General features: G+C 71.1%; 14 protein-coding genes and 2 pseudogenes. 8 read left to right on the top strand and 8 right to left on the bottom strand.

Annotation, left to right across the window (positions count from 1 at the left end; translation table 11 throughout):
- The first annotated feature begins 121 nt into the window (after positions 1-121).
- Positions 122-1,372, top strand: a complete 1,251-nt coding sequence (locus tag ACWGI2_RS21415; protein ID WP_453696931.1) for an alpha/beta hydrolase family protein — start codon at positions 122-124, stop codon at positions 1,370-1,372.
- A 15-nt stretch (positions 1,373-1,387) separates the two neighbouring features.
- On the opposite strand, the gene ACWGI2_RS21410 is transcribed toward ACWGI2_RS21415, so the two are convergent.
- The gene (locus tag ACWGI2_RS21410) at positions 1,388-2,113 is read right to left on the bottom strand and encodes a hypothetical protein (RefSeq protein WP_453696929.1); all 726 of its coding nucleotides are present in this window, start codon (positions 2,111-2,113) and stop codon (positions 1,388-1,390) included.
- A 324-nt stretch (positions 2,114-2,437) separates the two neighbouring features.
- On the opposite strand from ACWGI2_RS21410, the gene ACWGI2_RS21405 reads away from it, so the two are divergent.
- Positions 2,438-3,511: an enoyl-CoA hydratase/isomerase family protein gene (locus ACWGI2_RS21405; protein ID WP_453696927.1), complete on the top strand. Its 1,074-nt coding sequence runs from the start codon at positions 2,438-2,440 to the stop codon at positions 3,509-3,511.
- A 32-nt stretch (positions 3,512-3,543) separates the two neighbouring features.
- Here the strand turns inward: ACWGI2_RS21405 and ACWGI2_RS21400 are convergent, their stop codons facing one another.
- From ACWGI2_RS21400 to ACWGI2_RS21390, 3 genes and pseudogenes are all read right to left on the bottom strand, one after another.
- Positions 3,544-4,035, bottom strand: a complete 492-nt coding sequence (locus ACWGI2_RS21400) for a hypothetical protein (protein WP_453696925.1) — start codon at positions 4,033-4,035, stop codon at positions 3,544-3,546.
- Positions 4,036-4,110: 75 nt separating this feature from the next.
- A pseudogene (locus ACWGI2_RS21395) lies at positions 4,111-4,416 on the bottom strand (ABC transporter permease); the annotation flags it as partial.
- A 52-nt stretch (positions 4,417-4,468) separates the two neighbouring features.
- Positions 4,469-5,401 (bottom strand): ABC transporter ATP-binding protein, encoded by a 933-nt coding sequence (locus ACWGI2_RS21390; protein WP_453696924.1) that lies wholly within the window; start codon positions 5,399-5,401, stop codon positions 4,469-4,471.
- 108 nt (positions 5,402-5,509) lie between these two features.
- Here ACWGI2_RS21390 and ACWGI2_RS21385 point away from each other — a divergent pair, with 108 nt between their 5' ends.
- Positions 5,510-6,724: a sensor histidine kinase gene (locus tag ACWGI2_RS21385; RefSeq protein WP_453696922.1), complete on the top strand. Its 1,215-nt coding sequence runs from the start codon at positions 5,510-5,512 to the stop codon at positions 6,722-6,724.
- 14 nt (positions 6,725-6,738) lie between these two features.
- Positions 6,739-7,401 carry a response regulator gene (locus tag ACWGI2_RS21380; RefSeq protein ID WP_453696920.1) on the top strand — a complete coding sequence of 221 codons (663 nt, stop codon included), beginning with the start codon at positions 6,739-6,741 and terminating at the stop codon, positions 7,399-7,401.
- A gap of 37 nt (positions 7,402-7,438) precedes the next feature.
- Here the strand turns inward: ACWGI2_RS21380 and ACWGI2_RS21375 are convergent, their stop codons facing one another.
- A complete protein-coding gene (locus ACWGI2_RS21375) occupies positions 7,439-8,926 on the bottom strand; it encodes a hypothetical protein (RefSeq protein WP_453696919.1) in 1,488 nt (495 codons plus the stop codon).
- 271 nt (positions 8,927-9,197) lie between these two features.
- Here ACWGI2_RS21375 and ACWGI2_RS21370 point away from each other — a divergent pair, with 271 nt between their 5' ends.
- The 3 genes from ACWGI2_RS21370 to ACWGI2_RS21360 all read left to right on the top strand — a co-directional run bounded on the left by ACWGI2_RS21370 (position 9,198) and on the right by ACWGI2_RS21360 (position 12,570).
- Positions 9,198-10,712 carry an ROK family protein gene (locus ACWGI2_RS21370; RefSeq protein ID WP_453696918.1) on the top strand — a complete coding sequence of 505 codons (1,515 nt, stop codon included), beginning with the start codon at positions 9,198-9,200 and terminating at the stop codon, positions 10,710-10,712.
- Positions 10,702-11,316 carry a hypothetical protein gene (locus ACWGI2_RS21365; protein WP_453696917.1) on the top strand — a complete coding sequence of 205 codons (615 nt, stop codon included), beginning with the start codon at positions 10,702-10,704 and terminating at the stop codon, positions 11,314-11,316. The genes ACWGI2_RS21370 and ACWGI2_RS21365 overlap by 11 nt, the downstream gene beginning before the upstream one ends.
- A gap of 96 nt (positions 11,317-11,412) precedes the next feature.
- Positions 11,413-12,570: an ROK family transcriptional regulator gene (locus tag ACWGI2_RS21360; RefSeq protein ID WP_453696916.1), complete on the top strand. Its 1,158-nt coding sequence runs from the start codon at positions 11,413-11,415 to the stop codon at positions 12,568-12,570.
- Positions 12,571-12,619: 49 nt separating this feature from the next.
- Here the strand turns inward: ACWGI2_RS21360 and ACWGI2_RS21355 are convergent, their stop codons facing one another.
- Entirely contained in the window at positions 12,620-13,381 is a 762-nt protein-coding gene (locus ACWGI2_RS21355; protein ID WP_453399919.1) for a GntR family transcriptional regulator, read from the bottom strand.
- A 246-nt stretch (positions 13,382-13,627) separates the two neighbouring features.
- On the bottom strand, positions 13,628-14,518 hold the full coding sequence (sigJ, locus tag ACWGI2_RS21350; RefSeq protein ID WP_453696914.1) for an RNA polymerase sigma factor SigJ: 891 nt from the start codon (positions 14,516-14,518) through the stop codon (positions 13,628-13,630).
- 181 nt (positions 14,519-14,699) lie between these two features.
- On the opposite strand from sigJ, the gene ACWGI2_RS21345 reads away from it, so the two are divergent.
- Positions 14,700-15,545: an alpha/beta fold hydrolase gene (locus ACWGI2_RS21345; RefSeq protein ID WP_453696913.1), complete on the top strand. Its 846-nt coding sequence runs from the start codon at positions 14,700-14,702 to the stop codon at positions 15,543-15,545.
- Between the two features lie 24 nt (positions 15,546-15,569).
- On the opposite strand, the pseudogene ACWGI2_RS21340 reads toward ACWGI2_RS21345, so the two are convergent.
- A pseudogene (locus ACWGI2_RS21340) lies at positions 15,570-16,406 on the bottom strand (DMT family transporter); the annotation flags it as partial.
- Positions 16,407-16,543 lie beyond the last annotated feature (137 nt).

The following is a 16,543-nucleotide window of genomic DNA, read 5'->3' as shown; positions in this document are numbered from 1 at the left end:
TCCTTCGGTTCGGACCGATCCGTCGGTTAGGGATGATCCCCGAAACTCCTTACGAAAGTAGAGGGTTGACCGGCACCTTCGTCGATGCCGGTCAACTCCCCCAGTTCATAAGCTCCAGGGCATGATCAGAACCCGCGCACAGCGCAACGCCGTCACCGCTCTGTTGACCCTCTCCCTCCTCTCCCCTGCCGTCGCGGCCTGTGCCGAGGAGGGCGGCTCGTCGTCTGCGCGAGCCGCTTCTTCGTCGGCAGCGGAAGCCGCGGCGCTCTCCCTGCCACGCCCGTCCGGTCCCTACGAGACCGGACGGGACACCCTCCATCTCGTGGACGACAAGCGCCGTGACCCGTGGGTGCCCTCGGCGGGGACCCGGGAGCTGATGGTGTCGGTCTTCTACCCGGCTCGGCGCGGCGGCGACGGAGACGACGGCGACCGCGCTCCGTACATGTCGACGAAAGAGGCCGAACTGCTCCTGAAGGGGCAGAAGCTGGACAAGCTGTACGAGGCCCAGCAGCTGACCTCCGTCCGTACCAACGCCCGCTCCGACGCCCGTCCCGCCAGGGGCAAGCACCCGCTGGTCGTCCTCTCCCCGGGCTTCACCCTGCATCGCGCCACACTCACCGCCCTTGCGGAGACACTGGCTTCCCATGGCTACCTCGTCGCCCTCGTGGACCACGCCTACGAGTCCTTCGGGACGGCATTCCCGGGCAAGAAGGGATCCTCGCGCATCCGCACCTGTGTCGCGTGCGAGAAGGTCGAGGAGGCACCGAACGGTGACGCCGGGGAGAAGCAGATACTGGCCGAGGCGGCCCGGAACCGGGCAGCGGACATCTCCTTCGTCGTCGACGAGTTGACCGGGCGGTCCCGGCCCGGCGACGGGCGGCGCCATGACTACGCGGGGCTCATCGACACCCGGCGGATCGGGGCCGCGGGCCACTCGCTCGGCGGCAACGCGGCGGCCGTGGCCACCGGAACGGACCACCGGATCCGCGCCGCCGCCAACCTGGACGGCACGTTCTTCGCCCCGGTCCCTTCGGCCGGCACCGACCGCCCCGTCCTCATGCTCGGCACCCGCAAGGACCACAACCCCTCCGCCGAGGACGCCACTTGGGCTCACCAGTGGCAGCGTCTGCACGGCTGGAAGCGCTGGCTCACGGTCGCGGGCTCCGGGCACCTCACCTTCACCGACCTGCCGATACTCGGCGGCCAGCTCAACATGACCGACCCGTCGGCCCCGCTCTCCGGCAAGCGATCGGGAGAGATCACCACCGGATACGTGACGGCCTTCTTCGACAAGCACCTCCGCGACCGGCACAGCCCCCTCCTTGACGGCCCCTCGAAGGCCAACCCGGAGGTCGCGTTCCACTCGCCCTGAAGCCGGGGGACGCGGTCAGGCATCCGGCAGGACGAGCCAGACCTCGGAAAGGGCAAGACCGTGCTCATCGGTCCCCGCCCCGCAGGCGCAGCCCAGCGTGACCCGACGCCAGTCGCAGGTCACGGTCCACGGTCCGTCAGTGCCCCCGCACTCCGGGCAGCCGACGGTCTCGGCGGTCCACACCCCGGGTGCGGGCCTGGCATGGCGACGGAACCGGCCCTCGTAACGAACCTGCCAGGGCTCGACCTCCGGGGTGAGCGGAATGGTCTCCCGCACGCCCGTCGCCACGAGGTCGGTGAACAGTGCGATCAGCCCGGGGAGCAGGGCTTCGCCCGCATCGGTCGGCGGCGACATGCCATCCGTCGTCCTCGGCGCCCCGTACCTCGGCGCCCCGTACCTCGGCGCCCCGTACCTCGGGGCCGCCGCCGCGGCGGGCGGGTTCGGGGCGGCATGCCAGGGGAGCAGCGCACGGGCGACGGCGGCCAGCAGGGCGGCGGTGGGTGGACCGACCTGGCCCCCCGCGTCGAGGTGATGCATGGCGGTGCGCAGAACGCGTTGAAGCCGTCGGTCCCGGTCCGCTTCCTGGGTCCGTGCCGCCGAGCCCCGGCGCACCGGGAGCGGGGCCGTGAGACGGGCCAGGACGTCCGCCGCCGCTTCGGCATCCGGGGCGGCGAGGCGCCACGTGCCTGTGCTGATGCGCTGCCGGGCCAGTCCGGCCTCTCGGGTGAGGGCGCGCGTCAACAGAGAGCCTGGCGCTGCTCCGTGCCTTGCTCGATGCCTGTCGTGCTCGTTCGATGCCCTGTCGTGCTCGCTCGCCATGACACCCCCGTTCGCCCCCCTTCGCCTCCGCTGACCGCATCGACGGCCCCCATCCCACCACGCCGTATTCGGTTTGCGAGCGGCTGCTCGGCCGGGGAGGCCTGAGGGGGGGCGGGGTCGGCTCACGTCCTGGCCGTGCCCCCTCCGTCGGCCGGTGAAGCCACACCGTAGATTCGATCTGTGCGGGCGCAGACCCTCGTGTGCCGGCCGGCCGAATGATCCGTCGTCGAAGGAGCCAACCGCCCCATGCCCACCGCCGACTCCGACGAAGCTCCCGTTCTCCTGCGCACCCACGGCCGCGCGGGGCACATCGTTCTCAACCGCCCCCGTGCCATCAATGCCCTCAACCACGCCATGGTCCGGCTGATGGACGACGCCCTCACCGCGTGGGAGCGGGACGACGCCGTCGCCACCGTCGTCCTCACGGGTGCCGGTACGCGTGGTCTGTGTGCGGGCGGCGACATCCGGTCCATCCACGACGACATCCGTGCGGGCGGCGGCGCCGCGTCCGTGGCCTTCTGGCGTGACGAGTACCGGCTCAACGCCCGCATCGCCCGCTACCCGAAGCCGTACGTGGCCGTCATGGACGGCATCGTGATGGGCGGCGGCGTCGGCGTCTCGGCGCACGGCAGCGTGCGGATCGTCACCGAACGCTCCAGGATCGCCATGCCGGAGACCGGGATCGGCTTCGTGCCGGACGTCGGCGGTACGTACCTGCTGACGCGGGCGCCCGGCGAGCTCGGCACCCACCTCGCGCTGACCGGCTCGGCGGTGGGTGCGGGCGACGCGCTCCTGTGCGGCCTCGCCGACCACTACGTGCCGTCGGAGCGGCTTCCGGGCTTCACCGCCGCGCTGGCCGACGCCGAGGTGAGCGAGGTGGTCGCGGAGTACGCCGCCGCCGCGCCCGATGGTGAACTCGCCGCCCACCGCGAGTGGATCGACGCCTGCTACTCCGCCGACTCCGTGGAGGAGATCGTCGACCGGCTCTACAACTCCGGTGACCGGGCGGCGAAGGAGACGGCCGAGACCATCCTCGGCAAGTCGCCGACGTCCCTGAAGGTCACCCTCGCCGCCCTGCGCCGGGCCCGCGCCCTCGCCTCACTGGAGCAGGTGCTCGACCAGGAGTACCGCGTGTCCGCCACCGCGATCACCGCACCGGACATGGTCGAGGGCATCCGCGCCCAGGTCGTCGACAAGGACCGCGACCCGCACTGGTCCCCCGCCGAACTCCCCCAGGTGACCGACGCGGAGGTGACCCGCCACTTCGCGCCGCGCGACGGCGACGAGCTCGGCCTCGCCCCGGAGGCGGAGCCGCGGTAGCCCTGATCCACACGCCCCGGGCAGGCCCCCCCCTACGGCGGATCGATCTCCGTGACCACGGCGAGCAGTTGGAACGGCAGCTCCTTGTCCCACTGGGAGACGCCGAGAGCGATCCACCGCCCGTCGACCCGCCACAGATGAAGGTCCGGGACCGAGGAGCTCAGCGAGCCCCAGGGCTCCGGTATCTCCTCGGCCGCACCGGCCTCGTCCCCGTCGCCACCGCCCTCGCCCCCGTCGTCGTACACATCGCCCTGCGCCCGCGCGAAGACACTCGCCAGGCTGAATATCTGCGGCGCTCCCCAGCGCTCGGTGAGCAGGACCGTCAGGCCGTCGCGCTCGGCGTCGTACTGAACGGAGGTCGCCTCCCACTCCGTGCCGTCGTCCTCCCAGAAGTCGCCGCTCGTCAGTAACTCGGCTATGTGATACCCGGGACCGCCGACACCGCACGGCGACCTGCCGTGCTCCGCGGGGAACTCCCGTGAGCGCAGCAGGTCGATCGCGGCGAGATGCTCTGCGGTACTCATGACACCCAGTAAAGCGGCCGCCACTGACAACTGGCCCGCCGTCAGGCGCCGAAAGTCACCATCCGGACACCTGCCTCACGCGTCGCGCCGCCGCACCGCCCACCAGCCCGCGAGCAGCGCTGCGGCCGCCCACGCCGCGCTGACGGCAAGCCCCTCCCACGGTCCGAGACTTCCGGCCGGGTTCTCGTGGAGCACCTGCTGTCCCGCCCGGTCCGGCAGGAAGTCCGCGACGCCGCCCGCCACGTCCCCGACGACGAAGGACACGATCAGAGTGAACGGGATGAGGATGCTCAGTACGGCGACGCCGCTGCGCAGCAGCATGGTGAGGCCCGCGGCGAGCAGCGCCATGAGCGCGAGGTAGATGCCTCCGCCGACGCACGCACCGACTTGATCTTGATCCACTCCGAGCGGAGCACGGCGGTCGTCGACATGGTCAGGCCTCCTGGCGGGGCGTCGATGGGGTGGCGGCGAACTCGGTGTCGTCGGCCGTGAGCGCGAGGTAGGCCTGCTCCAAGGAGGCCTGCTCGTCGGAGAGTTCGAGGAGGGGGATGCCGTGTCCCGCGGCGATGGACCCGATCTCGTCGGCCTTCGCGCCGTCCACCGTCCAGCGGCCGTCGTCCCCCTCCGTCATCGCGTACCCCTTGTCCCTCAGGAGGCCCCGCAGCCGGTCGCTCTCCGGAGTGCGCAGCCGCACCCGCGGGCTGCTGTGCGCCGCGATGAAGTCCGGCATCGAGGTGTCCGCGAGCAGCTTGCCGCGGCCGAGCACCACCAGGTGGTCCGCGAACGTGGCGGTCTCGTTCATGAGATGGCTGGAGACGAGGACCGTCCGGCCCTCGCGGGCGAGACGCCGCAGCAGCTCGCGGATCCAGATGATGCCTTCGGGGTCGAGGCCGTTGGACGGCTCGTCCAGCATGATGACGCGCGGGTCGCCGAGCAGTGCCGCCGCGATGCCGAGGCGCTGGCGCATGCCGAGGGAGAACGTCTTGATCCGGCGCCCCGCCACGGTGGCGAGCCCCGCCTCGTCGAGGACCTCGTCCACGCGACGCTCGGGGATGCGGTTGCTGACGGCGAGGGCGAGGAGGTGGTTCCGTGCGGTACGCGATCCGTGTGCGGCCTGGGCGTCGAGCAGGGCCCCTACGTGGCGCAGGGGTTCGTCGACGGCCGCATAGGAGCGGCCGCCCACCGTCGCCGTGCCCGAAGTGGGCCGGTCCAGGCCGAGGACGAGCCGCATGGTGGTGGACTTGCCGGCGCCGTTGGGGCCGAGGAACCCGGTGACCTTGCCCGGCCGGACGGTGAACGTCAGGCCGTCCACCGCGCGGGTGGTGCCGTACTCCTTGGTGAGGTCTTGGACATCGATGCTGGTCATGGGCTCAGCCTCGCGCCCTGCGGTGCGGTGGGGCTTCCCCCGCCCGGGGATTGCGTCTCCCCCTCACGGGGGAGCCGTGCGGCTAGGCCCCACTGGCACGATGGCGTGATGCCCCGCTTCCTCAGGCCGCTCACCCGCGCGGTGACCTACACGCGCTGGCTGCACCTGCTGATGGGTTCGGCCGTCTCGTTGATGCTCGCGTTCATCTATCCCGGCCTCAGTGACCCCTCGGTCGCCGAGTGGGTACTCATCGCGGTCCAGCCGGTCCCGCTGGTGGCGGCGGCAGCCCTGCTGCCGTCCATGCGCCGGGCCGAGGGGCTGCAGGCCCGGCTGATGCTGTTTCCGGGGCAGCACGCGCGCGTGCCGGGTGATGATGAGGATCCCGGTGTCTCCGTTGCTCCTTCCGCGTCCTGGCGCGATCGGGGCAGGACGGCGGTGTGGCTCGTGCTGCGCCTTGAGGCCGGGGCCGTGGCGGCGTTCTGCACGGGGCAGTTGCTGGGGACCATGCTGGCGCTGTTGGGATCGGCGACGGAGCCCGGCGAGGACCCCGGTGTGCTCCTCCCCCTTCCCGCCCCGCACTGGACCAACGCGCTGCTCGCGCCGCTCCCCGTGCTGGTCCTCCTCGCGCTGGCCGTGGTGGCGGGACGGCTGATGGCGGCGGCCGCCCGGCGTCTGCTCGGGCCCTCCCCCAAGGAGCGCCTCGCCGCCCTGGAGGAGCGCACGGAGCAGCTCCTCGAACGCAACCGCATCGCCCGCGAACTGCACGATTCGATCGGGCACGCGCTGACCGTCGCCGTCGTCCAGGCGGGCGCCGCGCGGGCCGCGGCCGACCCGGAGTTCACCGACCGCGCCCTTGGCGCGATCGAGGAGACGGGCCGGGCCGCCCTGGAGGACCTGGAGCGCGTCCTGCGCGTGCTGCGGGAGGACGGGAAGACCGCGAGCCGCCGCCCCACGCTCGCCGACGCCGGCCAACTCCTGGACTCCGCGCGCGCTTCGGGGGCGAAGGTCGACACCGAAGTGACGGGCCCGTTGGAACAGCTGCCGGGTGCGGTGTCCCGCGAGGCCTATCGCATGCTCCAGGAGGCCCTCACGAACGTGCTGCGCCACTCCGGCCCCGTTCCGGTACAAGTGCGGCTCGCGGTCGACGATGCGGCTCTGGAGATCGACGTACGCAACCCTCTGCCCACGGGAGGAGAGGCCACCGGGCGTGGTGGCAGCGGGCTGCGCGGCATACGGGAGCGGGCCACACTGCTCGGCGGCCGGGCCACCACGGGACCGCGTGAGGGCGAGTGGCAGGTGCACGTCGAGTTGCCCCTCGGGTGATCTACTCTGACCGGATGCCGGTCACCGTCCTCCTCGTCGACGACGAACCCCTCGTACGCGCGGGCCTGCGCGCCGTTCTGGAGGCGCAGCCCGACATCGAGGTGGTCGGCGAGGCGGCCGACGGCGCCGCGGTGATTCCGCTCGTGCGCCAACTGCGGCCCGATGTGGTCGCCATGGACGTCCGCATGCCGCTCCTTGACGGCATCGAGGCCACGCGCGCGGTCCTGCGCACCGTGCAGGATCCGCCGAAGATCCTGGTCGTGACGACCTTCGAGAACGACGAGTACGTGTACGAGGCGCTGCGCGCGGGCGCCGACGGATTCCTGCTCAAGCGCGCCCGCCCCGCGGAGATCGTCAACGCCGTCCGTCTGGTCGCGGAGGGCGATTCGCTGCTGTTCCCCGCGGCGGTGCGGCAGCTCGCGGGCGAGTACGGGCGGCGACCCGGCAACGCGGCGGCCAGGGACGTTCTCGACCGGGCCGCGTTGACCGAGCGCGAGGCGGACGTGCTGCGCCTCATGACGCGCGGCCTGTCGAACGCGGAGATCGCGACGGAGCTGATCGTCGGCGCCGAGACGGTCAAGTCGCATGTGAGTTCCCTGCTGGCGAAGCTGGGAGCCCGCGACCGGACGCAGGCGGTCATCGCCGCGTACGAATCCGGTTTCGTGGCACCGGGGTGAGCGAGCGCCTCCGGAGAGATGACCTGCACGTGTTCGACTAAGCGGTCCCGCCCCGGCCGATCGTCGGGAGTGGTGCGTCCTCCGGACGGCGCCGCATCGCCGCGCTCGCCAGGACCGGATTCACCACGCGGGCCAGCTCCGAGCCGTTCTCCGACCGGGCGAACTGGGCCACACAGTCGCCGTTGTCCAGCGCACGGGGCAGCCTCGGGCCGACGACGAGGGTGTTGAAACAGTTGTCCGGCGGCAGTTCTATGTGGGCTCCTACGGCGAGGCTGTTGGCCAGGACCACCCAGGCACCGATGACCTCGACGCAGCGCTCCGCGGCCAGCCGGTCCCAGCGAGCGAACTTCCTGCTGATCGGTGAGGAGAGCAGCGGCACGAAAAGATGGGAGACCCCGAAGACGCGCAGCGCCGCCTCCCAGTCGGTCGACTGCTTGATGTCCTCGCATATCAGGACAGCCACACGCCCGATCGCGGTTTCGGCGACGGTGACGGTGTCTCCACGCTCCAGGTACTCCGCGGCCGCTTCGTGTTCCGGCCGGTCCGGCAGCCGCCACCGGTCAGCCTGACCTTTGCCCATGGTGAATCCGTGCATCTTGTCGTGGGTCAGGATGGTCTCCCCGGTGGAGCGGTCCACCATGACGGCGCGGTTCGGTCGCGGGTCGTCCTCGCCCAGCGGGCCGGTTCCCAGGAGCACCCACCGCAGACGGCTGCCCTCGGGGTCCGTGCCGATGTGGGTGGCCCAGTGAGCCATGAGCGCGTTGGACAGACTGCTCTCCGGCATCACCCCGATCTCCGCGCCCGAGTCATCCAGGTTCTTGACCACGTGATCGATGCGGTCGCACAGCCGTTCGTCCCGTGGCGACACCTTGTAAAAGGTTTTACCGTCCACCTCAGGGAAATCGAACAACAGATCCTCATAGCTTTCCAGTAACGGTGCGGAACCTATAGGAATCGCTTTCTTTCCGGAGAAATGCGCACCGTTGCGCTGCTTGAAACCTATGTGGTGCACGTTCCTGAAGTATTCTTCAGTGACGCGATGCACGTTCTTGAAGAAATCTGGCTTTCCCGTGGGCTGCACGAGCAGTTTTCCGGGCCGCGTGCAGCGGGGCAGCAGCTTGCCGGTCGTCTCGCCTTCCGGATCATTGAGCTGATTCTTCTCGTTGTACCGCCGGGCGATCTTGTACAAAGCTGATGCGCAGCGAGCGCCACCGAACGGGTTGGCGACACCGAGCGCCTCGTCGAGCCCGATCAGTGCGGCGAAGATGCCCTGGTCGCCGTGGTGACGGAAGGCCTGCTCGACGCGGGCGGTATCGGCGTTGCCGAAGGTCCTCACGTCCTCGCACACCGCCTCGGACACCTGGCTCACGGTCTCGTCACTCTGCCACTCGTTCGCCTTGAGACCCCGGAAAGGGCGGTCCGGGAGGAGGTCGTAGAGGACGACGAAGAGATCTGCCGGGTCGGTGGGCAGGAGAATGCCTTCGATCGAATGTTTGCCACCACTCGCTGACATGCTTTCGTTCATGATCCCCCCCGAGCTCATGCCGCTTAACCAGATATTAACGTAGAGTGCCGTCATATTCACAAAGAAATTGACGAAAATTCGAGCCCACGTCGGCATCGATCTTGGAAATGCCCGAAAATATCATGACGCCCTCACTTGACACTCACTTGACATCGGCCCCACGCTGGAAAGGTCTGCCAATGTGCGAGATAGGGACACGGGGAGTGCCATGAGTGACGGAAGGCGTCAGCGATACGACCGAGCAACCGAGGTCCAGAGTCTGATCGACGAGATGAAGACTTCGGAAGACATATCCGACGGGCTGTTCAGTTCGCTGGGCATGATGGTCACGGACGCCTCATTGGCGGGCGATGAAGAGGCACTGGAAGCGGCCCACGAAGGCCTGCGCCGCCAGTACGGACGCCGGCGCCAACTGCGCGACGGCCACGACCACGGCCAATCGTCCTCGGAGTTACGCGGCCGCCTCCTCGGCCTCATCGATGTGACGTACTGGGCGCTGCGCCGCCTGCCGTCCGCCCTGCAGCTCTCGCTCGACCCGGCCGGCCACGCGGCGCGGTTTCTCGTCGAGGTGGCCCGCCGGCCGGGCCAGAGCAACGCCCAGCTCGCCGCTCGACTCGACGTGGACATCACCGAGGTCAGCCGGATCGGCCGCAAGCTGGTCGACGCCGACGTCGCCTGGAAGCGCCGTCAGTGGCGGCAGAACTCCTGGGACATCACGCCGCGGGGCCTGCGGTATCTCGAAGAGTCCGGCCTCGGCCCGCGCGAGAGCAGCCCCGAGCCCCGCCCGCTGTCACAGCCGGCGGCCTTCGACTACTTCGCGGGGATCAAGGTCCGGCCCGGACGGGTGTCAGGTGTCGTGACCGACGCCAAGGGCACGGCCATAGCGCGCGCCCAGCGAGGGCTCAAACCCGTCTGGAACGCGGACGAGGCGGTCACGGTCCTCGCGGAGTTCGTCCACGGACTGCTCGCCGAGGCCCCAGCGGCCCAAGCACCGGCGGCTGCCGGCCGGGTGGGGCTCGGAGTCGAGATCGGCGGCCATGTCGACGCCGCCCGCGGCCGCGTCGTCTACGCGCCCAACTACGCGGCAGGGGCGGGCTGGTCGGGCTTTTCCCTCGCGGAGCCGCTGCACCGGGCGACCGGGCTGCCGACCGTCCTGGAGAACGACGCCAACGCTCTGGTCCAGCTGGAGGAGACCTTCGCCGGGCCCGCGGCGGGGCGTACGGAGGCTGCGGTGATCCTCGACCAGGGCATCGGCGCGGGCCTGATGCTCGACGGCCGCATCCACCATGGAGCGGCGGGCTCCGCAGGGGAGATCGGCCATGTGGTGGTGCAGTCCGACGGCCCGTTGTGCAGCTGCGGCAACAGCGGCTGCCTGGAGAGCGTGGCGGGCACCGACGCCATCGCCAACGACATCCGCGGCTCGACCGAACGGACCGCCAAAGACCTGGACGCGGCGCTGGCCCTCCTGTCGAACGCCGCATGCCGCAAGTACGTCGAGAACGTGCTCGCCAGGACCGGCGCGGCCTTGGGCATCGGCCTCTCCGCGCTGATCAACCTGACCAACCCGGACCGGATCGTGCTCTACGGCCCCGCCCGACTCGTCTCGGACGGCGAATTCGACTCGGCGCGGCTGTTCATGGCCGCCGTCCGCAGGACGGTCCGCCAACAGGCCTTCTCGACGGCCGCCGACGACGTGACCCTGACAGCCAAGCCCTACGACGACGGGGTCGGCGCCCTGGCCGCCGCGGCAGCCGCCAGGCAGCACCTGAGCCGTCATGGCGGATGACCCGGTTCCGTCGACCGTGGGAACGGAGTACGCCGGGACGCGGGACATCATCCTCCTGGCAGGCCTGCTGATCCTCATGGCATCGATGCTCGGGGTCACGCTCGTCCAGACCTGGCCACCCGCGCCCTCCCCCGGAACTGCCCAGGCCGCGGACAAGGCGGTACAGGTGCGCGTGCTGTTCTGGTCCCCGGATCTACTGCGTGAGACCAGATTGTTCATCGTCGTCGCCTCCGCCGGGGGCCTGGGCGCGGTGATACACACGCTGCGTTCGCTCTACTGGTACGTGGGCAACCGCGGGCTGCGGCGCAGTTGGGTGCTGATGTACGTCGTTGAGCCGTTCGCCGGGGCGGGTCTCGCACTCGTCGTGTACTTCGTGCTGCGTGGCGGCCTCACGACCACGATGGCGTCGTCCGCCGACATCAACCCGTACGGTGTGACCGCGCTGGGCGCGCTCGTCGGCATGTTCTCCCGCGAGACAGCGGGCAAACTGCGTGCCGTGTTCGCGACGCTGCTCGCCCCGGCCGAGCAAGGGGCGGACGCGATGCCGCCCGGCGCAGAGCCGCGACGCGGCAGGAGGGACGCACCGGGCCGGGACGACCGCTGATCGGCACTCTGTGTCACAGGTGGGCCCGGCGCTCGCAGCGGTAGGCCCCGGCGAGTACGATCCGCCCATCATGCGCACGAGCTGGGAGGACGGACGTTGGGGCGGCTGACCGGCGGGGATCCCTCTCTGCTGCGGCGGATCAACTCCGCGGTGGTGCTGCACGCTCTGCGTGGGGCGGACTTCGCGACACTCACCGAGATCACCCGGGTGACGGGGCTTTCACGGCCGACCGTCGAGGGCGTGGTCGAGGGGCTCATCGAGGCCGGACTCGTGGTGGAGACCGCCGCCGAGGAAGGCGCGGCCAGACGCCAGGGACGGCCCGCGCGGAGGTTCCGCTTCCGGGCGGAGGCGGGGCATCTGCTCGGCCTGGAGATCGGCCCGCACCGGGTGGCCGCCGTCCTCTCGGACCTGGACGGCCGGGTGCTGGGCACGGCCGCCAAGGACGTGGACGAGACGGCCCCGGCGGACGAACGCATCGAGCGGCTGCGCACTGCGGTCGCCGATCTGCTGCGCCGTGGCGGCATCGCCCGCAGCTCACTGCGCGCGGTGGGCGTCGGCAGCCCCGGCATCGTGGAGGCGGACGGCACGGTCCGGCTTGGCACCGCGCTGCCCGAGTGGACGGGACTCCAGCTGGGCGAGCGTCTTCGCAGGTCCTTCAAGTGCCCGGTCCTGGTGGAGAACGACGCGAACGCGGCGGCGGTGGCCGAGCACTGGAAGGGCGCGGCGACCGAGTCCGACGACGTGGTCTTCGTCCTCGCGGGGCTCAGCCCGGGAGCCGGGGCGCTGATCGGCGGGCGGCTGCACCGCGGCTACGGCGGCGCCGCCGGGGAGATCGGGGCCCTGCATCTCCTGGGCCGTGACGTGACTCCGGAGACGCTCCTCTCGACCACGGACGAGCCACTGCACCCGCTCGACGAGCAGGCGGTGGCGGAGGTCTTCGCCCACGCGCGCGAGGGTGACGAGCGGGCGCGGCAGGCTGTCGAGCGGTTCATGCAGCGCCTGGTGCACGACGTGGCGGCGCTGGTGCTCGCCCTGGACCCCGAGCTGGTCGTCGTGGGCGGCTGGGCGGCAGGTCTGGACGGCGTACTGGAGCCGCTGCGCCGGGAGTTGGCCCGCTACTGCCTGCGGCCGCCGCGGGTGGCCCTGTCGATGCTCGGCGAGGCCGCCGTCGCCACGGGCGCGCTGCGCCTCGCCCTCGACCATGTCGAGGAGCAGCTGTTCGCGGTCGAGGGGACGGTCACCGCGCGGCGCTGAGGCGCCATGCGGTGCACGAGAAGAGCGGCGGTGCGTGAGAAGAGCGGCGTCAGGAAGCCTGGCGCTCCGGGCCGTGGTGGATCTCGACGCCGCCCGCGTCGCCGAACGTGAGGCGGCAGGTGTCCGCGCGGTACGTCGCCACGGATACCGCCGCTGTGCGTCCCTCGGCGAGGAAGCGGGTCGTCACGACGAGGACCGGGGCTCCGGGCAGCCGGTCGAGCGCCTTGGCGTCGTCCGCGCGGGCCGAGCCGAGCTCGACGGCGCGGTCCTGTCCTTCGAGGCCGAGCCGGTGCAGCTCGCGCAGTACGGCACGCGCGCGTGCCGGTCCGGACGGGGCGTCGACGGCGGAGAGCTCCGCTACGGATGACATCGGCACGTACAGCAGCTCGGCGGCGACGGGCTGGCCGTGCGAGACGCGCGTACGCCGCACGACGTGCACCTGGTCGTCGGGGTGGGCCGCCAGCATGCGGGCCACCTCGGCGGGCGGGACCGCCGGTGCGCAGTCGGCGGGCTGCCAGGCGTCGCCGACCTCGCCCGGCCAGGTGCCTTGTGCGGATCCGACGGCCACACCCATCCGCGGCGGGGCGACGGTCGTGCCGACCCCGCGGCGGCGCTGCAGCCTGCCTTCCAGCTCCAGCTGCTCCAGTGCCTGACGGAGCGTGGCGCGGGCCACGCCGAACCGGGCCGCGAGATCACGTTCGTTGGGCAGGATCTCGCCGACGGCGAACTCGGAGTCGAGTGCCTCGCTGAGCACGGTCTTGAGGTGCCAGTACTTCGGCTCCGGTGCCGTTTCCAGCTGCGTGGTCCCCACCCTGTCCTCCGCAATCGCCGTGTGTCGGCGGCTTTTTAGCGCCCTTGTTTATTAAAGGTTCTTGCACTATCTCTGCGACGATAGAGCGGCACCCACCCTTGGTCAAGACCAATCCTCGATCCGTTACAGCGCGCACAGGGACGATGCCACAGAGCATTCACGCGATGTTGGCGTCGGGTCACGCACGCGTAGGGAACAAGACAAAAAACCCCCGCCCGTACAGGGCGGGGGTCTGCCGTGGGCGGTCTAGGAGACGAGTCCGACCAGCTTGTCCGGGTTGCGGATGATGTAGACGTTCGTGATCTGGCCGTCGGCGACGTCCAGTTGGAAGAGCGAGTGCGGTTTGCCGTCGACCAGGAACAGCACCGAGCTCGCGCCGTTGACCTCGATGAATCGGGCTTCCAGCTCCGCCCCCTCCGGCACGCCCCTGCGGGCCGCGCCGCCGAGGAAGCGGCCCACCTTGTCGGCGGTCTCGATGACGCGCAGCGGGGCCTTGGCCTTGCCGCCGCTGTCGCCGACGAGGCGGACATCCGGAGCGAGCAGGGTCATGAGGCCGTCCAGGTCGCCGCCGGCCGCCGCGGCGAGGAACTGCTCGGTCAGGTCCCTGCGCTCGTCCGGATCCACGTCGTAGCGCGGCCTTCCCTCGTCGACGTGCTTGCGGGCCCGCGCCGCGAGCTGCCGCACGGCGGGCTCGCCGCGGTCCAGCGTGAGGGCGATCTCCGAGAACGGGAACCCGAAGGCCTCCCGCAGCACGAACACCGCGCGCTCCAGGGGCGACAGGGACTCCAGGACGACCATGACGGCGATGGACACGGAGTCGGCGAGCACCGCCTGCTCGGCGGTGTCGGGGACCCTCGGCCCGTAGTCCGTGACGAGGGGTTCGGGCAGCCATTGCCCCACGTAGGACTCGCGTCGTGACTGCACGTGGCGCAGCCTGTCGATGGCGAGCCGCGTGGTGATGCGCACCAAGTAGGCGCGCGGTTCGCGCACTTGCGACGGGTCGGCCGCCGACCAGCGCAGCCAGGACTCCTGCACGACGTCCTCGGCGTCGGCCACGCGGCCGAGCATGCGGTAGGCCACGCCCATCAGAACGGGCCGGTGCTCTTCGAAGACGTCGGTCACGGAGTCGGTCGCCACCACTCCATCCCAGCCGACGGACCAGCCGGTGTCCAGGCGAATTCGGTGCGTCGCGGACCACACCGGCCGGCAACCGTCCGGCCCACCCCCTTGAACTGAAGGCTACTGAGCGGTAATTGTTGCTGACAAGGTGTCTAAGGTGTCTGAGGACCGTCGCCCGGCGACGGGGACTGGAGCAGCAATGGCCGCAGAGGTGTCCTTCAGCGTCGAATCCCCCGGCGGCCCGCGGACGCTGTCCGTCGCGTACGAACGCGCGGGCGCGGGCGAGCCGCTGCTCCTGCTGCACGGCATCGGGCACCACCGCCAGGCGTGGGACCCGGTGTTCGGCATTCTGGCCGCCGAGTGCGACGTGATAGCCGTGGACCTGCCGGGCTTCGGGGAGTCCCCCGCCCTGCCCGACGGGCTCCCCTACGACATCTCGACGGTGGTGTCCGTGCTCGGCGCGCTGTGCGAGGCCCTGGAGATCGAGCGTCCGCACGTGGCGGGCAACTCGCTGGGCGGCCTGCTCGCCCTGGAACTCGGCCGGGAGAAGCTCGTGCGCTCGGTCACCGCGCTGTCCCCCGCGGGCTTCTGGACGCCCGGGGAGCGGCGGTACGCGTTCAACACCCTGCTCGCCATGCGGCACGGGGCGCGGCTCCTCCCCTTGCCGCTGATCGAACGGCTCTCGCGGACCGCGGCCGGGCGTGCCGCGCTGACCAGCACCATCTACGCCCATCCCGGGCGCCGTTCACCCGAGGCCGTCGTCGCCGAGACGCTCGCGCTGCGCGGCGCCAAGGGGTTCGAGCAGACCCTCGCCGCCGGGCGTGACGTGCTCTTCAGCGACGACGTGCCCGGTCTCGCGGTCACCGTCGCGTGGGGCTCGCGCGACCGGATCCTGCTGCGCCGCCAGGGTGTCCGCGCTAAGCACGCCGTCCCCGGGGCGCGTCTGGTGCGCCTTCCCGGCTGCGGGCACGTGCCGATGAACGACGACCCGGCCCTCGTCTCGCGCGTCGTCCTCGACACCTGCCGCCGCCTGCCTGCCGCGTAGCACGCCGGAGCCCAGGGCCACCCCGGCGCCGACGAGCGCGCTGCCCACGGCCTGCGGGACGCCGTAGGTGCCGGTGCCTACCAAGGGCGCGGTGAAGGCCGCCGCGACGGGGATGAGACCGGAGAAGAGGGTGGCGCGCTCCGCGCCGATGCGCTGGATGCCCGCGTACCAGCAGACGAAGCCAATGACGGTGACGATCCCCGCCTGCCACAGCAGGGCCGCCGCCTCTGTGGTGTCGGGCATCCGCAGCCAGTCCCCTCCGTCGGCCACGACACCGATGACGGCGGACTCGACGGCGGCGATCCCGCAGACCGTCGCGGAGAGCAGCTTCGGCCCGAGCGGCCGCAGCACGGGAACGGCGAGCACCGCGAAGCCGACCTCGCCCGCGAGCGCGCACAAGGAGAAGAGGATGCCGACCGTGTCCGTACGGCCCCACCCCTGCACGGTGAAGGCTCCCGCGGCCACGATCAACGCCCCGTACACGACAGCCCGTTGAGTCTTCCGCCCTTCCAGGAGCGGCACGATGACCGCCACGACGACCGGGGCGCAGCCTACGAAGACACCCGGTACGGCAGGTTCCGCCGTGCGTTCGGCCGCCAGGATCGCCAGGTTGAAGCCGACCATGCCGACGGCGGCGAGGACCGCGAGCCGCCCCCACTGGCGTCGCGTCAGGCGGCGCAGCGGCGCCGTGCCGCCCCGCCCGAGCAGCGGCAGGAGCAGCAGGAAGGCCAGGCCGTAGCGCAGGAACTGGCCGCCCGCGTACGGGTAGTCGCCGAGGAGGCTGTTGGCGGTGAAGGAGCCGCCCACGAGGAGGCAGGCGAAGGCGGCGAGGAGGGACCCGCGCGTGAGGTTCGCGTTCATGTCCCTGACGTTAGGAACGGACGCGGCCCGGTTTAAGGTCCACTTCCGGGGCCTGTTCGGGGACCACTTTCCCTTTCCCGGGGCCTGCTCGGGACCACTTTCCGGGTCCCGGCCGTCCGTCACTCTCAGGAGGCGCA

This window comes from Streptomyces sp. NPDC054866 (assembly GCF_053610745.1).
The sequence above is the reverse complement of the archived record's forward strand: the minus strand, read 5'-3'. Positions and strand labels throughout refer to the sequence as shown.

Excerpts from the sequence above, each read along its gene's own strand:
- ACWGI2_RS21405 (WP_453696927.1), top strand. The coding sequence starts at position 2,438 with ATGCCCACCGCCGACTCCGACGAAGCTCCCGTTCTCCTGCGCACCCAC.
- ACWGI2_RS21375 (WP_453696919.1), bottom strand. The coding sequence starts at position 8,926 with ATGAACGAAAGCATGTCAGCGAGTGGTGGCAAACATTCGATCGAAGGC.
- ACWGI2_RS21380 (WP_453696920.1), top strand. The coding sequence starts at position 6,739 with ATGCCGGTCACCGTCCTCCTCGTCGACGACGAACCCCTCGTACGCGCG.
- ACWGI2_RS21385 (WP_453696922.1), top strand. The coding sequence starts at position 5,510 with ATGCCCCGCTTCCTCAGGCCGCTCACCCGCGCGGTGACCTACACGCGC.
- ACWGI2_RS21415 (WP_453696931.1), top strand. The coding sequence starts at position 122 with ATGATCAGAACCCGCGCACAGCGCAACGCCGTCACCGCTCTGTTGACC.
- ACWGI2_RS21400 (WP_453696925.1), bottom strand. The coding sequence starts at position 4,035 with ATGAGTACCGCAGAGCATCTCGCCGCGATCGACCTGCTGCGCTCACGG.
- ACWGI2_RS21390 (WP_453696924.1), bottom strand. The coding sequence starts at position 5,401 with ATGACCAGCATCGATGTCCAAGACCTCACCAAGGAGTACGGCACCACC.
- ACWGI2_RS21370 (WP_453696918.1), top strand. The coding sequence starts at position 9,198 with ATGAAGACTTCGGAAGACATATCCGACGGGCTGTTCAGTTCGCTGGGC.
- ACWGI2_RS21365 (WP_453696917.1), top strand. The coding sequence starts at position 10,702 with ATGGCGGATGACCCGGTTCCGTCGACCGTGGGAACGGAGTACGCCGGG.
- ACWGI2_RS21345 (WP_453696913.1), top strand. The coding sequence starts at position 14,700 with ATGGCCGCAGAGGTGTCCTTCAGCGTCGAATCCCCCGGCGGCCCGCGG.